The organism is Enterovibrio makurazakiensis (genome assembly GCF_050336585.1).
GTDB classification, from domain to species: Bacteria; Pseudomonadota; Gammaproteobacteria; order Enterobacterales; family Vibrionaceae; genus Enterovibrio; species Enterovibrio gelatinilyticus.
In genome coordinates this window covers 1-4,220 of record NZ_JAKJSE010000051.1, presented here as the reverse complement: position 1 = coordinate 4,220, position 4,220 = coordinate 1, and the positions used below count along the sequence as shown (strand labels likewise).

The following is a 4,220-nucleotide window of genomic DNA, read 5'->3' as shown; positions in this document are numbered from 1 at the left end:
GCCTGAAAGGGAGAAAGCATAATCATCAATGCCCATTTCTTGCAGCAAAATACTCATGATTTCAGGGGCAGATTGCTGCTGGAAAATACGGCTGTTATGACGAAGGGATAAACGCGAGAGGGCAGGCACCATTTCCAATGAATAACGGGTGTGGCTGAACCCCGTGTCACCGCGAGTAAARCGRCGMAYAATGCCRTGAAAGCGTTGTTCAAGCTCSCCGTCGCTCCACAACATTAAGGTGACATTACGGTCAACGGTGTCATTTTCCGTGAAGGTGGMTTGTCGGCTGGCTAAATGARCCTGATACAGAAAAGGTTCAGACAGGCAGTCGCTACCTGAGAAWTCGRYYACCGCRAAGGCGTCGTCAGGTAAACCTTCAACAGCAAGAGTAAATTGGAGACCGCTTTCCGTAGCCATAAACCATCCCAGCAAGACCCTGTGTGGTCAGAGTTGATACATCAATAAAATCCGGTCGTCCTGCGTCATGGCTTGACGACAAAACCCGCCCAGAAGGCGGGTTGGTCACAAAGGGCTTACGCCCCTTGCGAAGAAGCCTTAGGCTTCAATCGGCGCACGCCAGTCATCGGCACCCGAAGTACCCGCGACAGTGTGTTCCCAATCAATCTTGCGGTAAGCCACAGACACGGTGACCAGCTGGGTGAACTCTTTCTTGCCTGCGTCCTGACAATGCGGCATTTGGCAATCGATATCGATGATGGTGCCGTCAGTGAGAATGGTTGAGAAGAAGTGCTCTTGTTTACCTTCCACAGACGTGCGGTACCACTTCAGTTCAATTTTTGGCAGCATTTCGCCTGATGCYAGGGAGTTGTACATCAGCGGTACGGCTTTGTTCAGTGCCACRGTGAACTTGAACGGTTTRTGMACGCGTTGGCCTGAAGGCTGGCCGCTTTGCGGGTCAGTCGGTACGGTTACAATGTGGTCAAAGGCTTGAACCAGCATTTGGTCTTCGTGGCCTTCGACGTAGATGTTRCCGACAGAGTCAGCAGTGAATGCACCGGCAGTAATGTTGCCCTGAGTTTTGCCTTCGATGGCGATATAACATGGAGTTGGCATTGCGATGTCCTTAATCAATGGAAGCTCACCATTTAATGGCGAGCAACGAAACGGGTGATACAACGCAGGAAATAACGCAAGGGATGTGCCAGCTTTTGTTGTGAACAAAAAACAAAGGGTTATATATATTTGGGAATTGGCGGAGCAAGGAATTGCTCGCGGTTCGGGCGAAAAGTTGCTCGCTGAGCAAGATTTGGCCGAATTATAGAATGGGGTAATGGAGACAAACATCGGATGGTGCCTGCGTTAATTTCATCACTGACGCAGTGATCAGACACCCAAATGTGCTTTGGTACTGATAAAATTCGGCAATAAAAAACGCCATTGTCAGGGAACGAAATGGACGACATAACATTTTCAGTGGGTGCAGTAACCTTCAAATATTCGCTCACTCCCGAGCAAAAGAAATTCTTACGTCTCACACAAGAAACCACCGTTGACCTCAATCAATGGCCGGTATTTGCGGATCATATTACCGACACAATCCATGCAGCGATCCCTGATGAACTAAAGCTACCCACAGAAAAACAGCTCAAGTACGCCCGARCCATTTCGAAGGATTTGAATGTTAAATTACCTAAARATTATGACGAAAGCGCCTTAGTCTGTTTGTCGTTTATCGCCGACCACAAGCCAGCCCACGATAGGGTGCTGGCAGTGTTTAATGGGATTAAGGGGAAGTTGTTGGGGTAGATATGTTTAAGCCGTTAGCAAACTATGCCTTAGTTTGATTGAAATCTGCCAGTGTCCCACCACCTTCGAAATGTTTCATTATTACTGCTTTTTGCGCTAGTAACTCTTCACTGGGTTTTTCCCATTTTTCTTTTGGGAGTGGTTTTGACCATTCATTGATATTTTCTGGCAATGGCTTTTTATTCAATTTATCAGTCCACTCTGAAACCATGTATGGGATCTTCCAGCATGCGAGAATATGATAGAAATAATATGAAAATAAGGTGAAATACGAGTCTGCCGGATCGGTGAATTTGAATGATACCCACTTTCTCGGACCTTTTAGGAATTTAGACCAGATACGTTTGCGCTCGGCATCAAACATGGCKCGGTCTTCTTTGACAAATGGYCGYGATCTTGGCCAKTTTTTCTYTGGCTCATCCATGTATGTACGCATGGTTTCCCATTTTCTTTGCGCCTCACCCACTGAATACACGGGTTGGCGTAACAGCCAATAATCTTTGCCATCGGGTGTCGGAATGGCAATCCCAAATGTATAGGTGGTCATGACGTTGGTGCCCGTCGTGCCTCTTGTTAAAGCAACCCAAGAAACCACTTGCTCCCAAGGTGCGATCACTGGGGTATTGTTACCATCTGGGTAATAGCATATTTCGCGCCGTTGGCGATGAAAGCGAATGGGGCGTTGGCGAGCATAATCGAACGACGTTTTGATGATGACGAACCATACGACTCCGCCACATATTGCATAGAATATATAGAGGACGACTTCTATTTCACCTAAGCCTCTCAATAGTTCGCCGAAATACGACCCACCAGTAACATTGCTGTTTGAATATGCAACAGAGACAAGCACTGTGATCACAAGTAAGGTGACGGCATTAATGCATATGTGCCCAAATTGAACCTGAAATGCTTTCCCTTGGCAGCGAGCACCAATGTCCATATAAGCATCATTGATGTCGAGTATTTCTGAAGAGGGCACTGTGTCATCGTCTTTCAAGTAATACGCAGGCATGGGCTTCGGTGAAAAAAAGACGGCTTCCCCTGATAGAAATTTTCGGCGCTCTCCAGCTTTAGGTTCTTGCTGCTTTAAGTCGAGTTCTTGGCTTTTGTTTTTTCTGAACATGTTAATCCATTGCCATAATAATGTGTTGGGTGTTTATCTCCCTTGGGTAAATAGGCAACCCAAGTATTAGAGGCTCATTGGGCTGACTTAGTTGCATCCAAATCTGTTCTAATGTGTCGATCCCATCACGCCTCCATTTCTCCAAAGCAGCCAGACAGGGATACCGAGGCTCATCAAGAACAGTAACCACATTTGCTGGGTTTGGAAAATCATGCCACCTTCGCCACCCACTTCAATGTAACCTCTGGGTTTCTGATGGGGAGTAAAGCTGACTCCAAGGCTTTTCTGAGAGTCAATTGACCGTCGTCTTCTTCTAACTGCTCCACGAGATAGAGGTTATCTTCAACTTTCTCAATATTCTCAGGCTGTTGCAGGTTAATGGTATATCGGGCGCCAGACTGTTCTTTAAACAACACTGTACCAAATTTTGAGGTAACTTCGACCAGTAGGTCGAGATATTCAAGATTTTGGCGAGCAACGAAACGGGTGATAAAAGCAAGGGACGCGCCAGTTTTAAATTTCCATAAAAACAAATGGTTATGTTTGTTTTGGAATTGATTGAGCAAGGAATTGCTTGTGGTTCGGGCGAAAAGTTGCTCGCTGAGCAAGATTTGGCCGAATTATAGAATGGGGTAATGGTGACAAACATCGGATGGTGCCTGCATTAATTACATCACCGACACAGTGATCAGACACCTAAATGTGCTTTGGTACTGATAAGATTCAGCAATAAAAACGCCATTATCAGGGAACGAAGTGGACGACATAACCTTTTCCGTGGGAGCAGTAACTTTTAAATATTCGCTTACCGCCGAGCAAAAGAAATTCTTACGACTCGCACAAGAAACCACCGTTGACCTCATTCAATGCCCGGTATTTGCGGATCATATTACCGACACAATCCATGCAGCGATCCCTGATGAACTAAAGCTACCCACAGAAAAACAACTCAAGTACGCTCAGACGATCTCGAAGGATTTGAATGTTAAATTACCTAAAGATTATGACGAAAGCGCCTTAGCCTGTTTGTCGTTTATCGCCGACCACAAGCCAGCCCACGATAGGGTGCTGGCGGTGTTCAATGGGATTAAAGGGAAGTTGTTGGGGTAGATATGTTTAAGAAAATAGCAAACTATGCCTTAGTTTGATTGAAATCTGCTAGTGTCCCACCAGCTTCGAAATGTTTCATTATTACTGCTTTTTGCGCTAGTAACTCTTCACTGGGTTTTTCCCATTTTTCTTTTGGGAGTGGTTTTGACCATTCATTGATATTTTCTGGCAATGGCTTTTTATTCAATTTATCAGTCCACTCTGAAACCATGTATGG

The 4,220-nt window shown here is 45.6% G+C and carries 6 protein-coding genes and 1 pseudogene; 2 read left to right on the top strand and 5 right to left on the bottom strand.

Annotated features, from left to right (window positions below; translation table 11 throughout):
* Together L4D06_RS25295 and L4D06_RS25290 are read right to left on the bottom strand one after the other, a co-directional pair.
* Positions 1–417 (bottom strand): contractile injection system protein, VgrG/Pvc8 family (locus L4D06_RS25295; protein WP_429742241.1); only part of this gene is annotated, 417 nt, incomplete at its 3' end.
* A gap of 138 nt (positions 418–555) precedes the next feature.
* A complete protein-coding gene (locus L4D06_RS25290; protein ID WP_274163645.1) occupies positions 556–1,074 on the bottom strand; it encodes an Hcp family type VI secretion system effector in 519 nt (172 codons plus the stop codon).
* A gap of 339 nt (positions 1,075–1,413) precedes the next feature.
* Between L4D06_RS25290 and L4D06_RS25285 the strand changes: the two genes are divergently transcribed.
* A complete protein-coding gene (locus L4D06_RS25285; RefSeq protein ID WP_429742239.1) occupies positions 1,414–1,767 on the top strand; it encodes a hypothetical protein in 354 nt (117 codons plus the stop codon).
* 22 nt (positions 1,768–1,789) lie between these two features.
* On the opposite strand, the gene L4D06_RS25280 is transcribed toward L4D06_RS25285, so the two are convergent.
* Both L4D06_RS25280 and L4D06_RS25275 read right to left on the bottom strand, forming a co-directional pair.
* Positions 1,790–2,893, bottom strand: coding sequence for a hypothetical protein (locus L4D06_RS25280; RefSeq protein WP_429742237.1), 1,104 nt, complete (start codon positions 2,891–2,893; stop codon positions 1,790–1,792).
* A gap of 209 nt (positions 2,894–3,102) precedes the next feature.
* Positions 3,103–3,426 carry a hypothetical protein gene (locus tag L4D06_RS25275; protein ID WP_429742235.1) on the bottom strand — a complete coding sequence of 108 codons (324 nt, stop codon included), beginning with the start codon at positions 3,424–3,426 and terminating at the stop codon, positions 3,103–3,105.
* Positions 3,427–3,649: 223 nt separating this feature from the next.
* Here L4D06_RS25275 and L4D06_RS25270 point away from each other — a divergent pair, with 223 nt between their 5' ends.
* Positions 3,650–4,003 (top strand): hypothetical protein, encoded by a 354-nt coding sequence (locus L4D06_RS25270; protein WP_429742233.1) that lies wholly within the window; start codon positions 3,650–3,652, stop codon positions 4,001–4,003.
* A 22-nt stretch (positions 4,004–4,025) separates the two neighbouring features.
* On the opposite strand, the pseudogene L4D06_RS25265 reads toward L4D06_RS25270, so the two are convergent.
* Positions 4,026–4,220 (bottom strand): annotated as a pseudogene (locus tag L4D06_RS25265) (hypothetical protein); the annotation flags it as partial.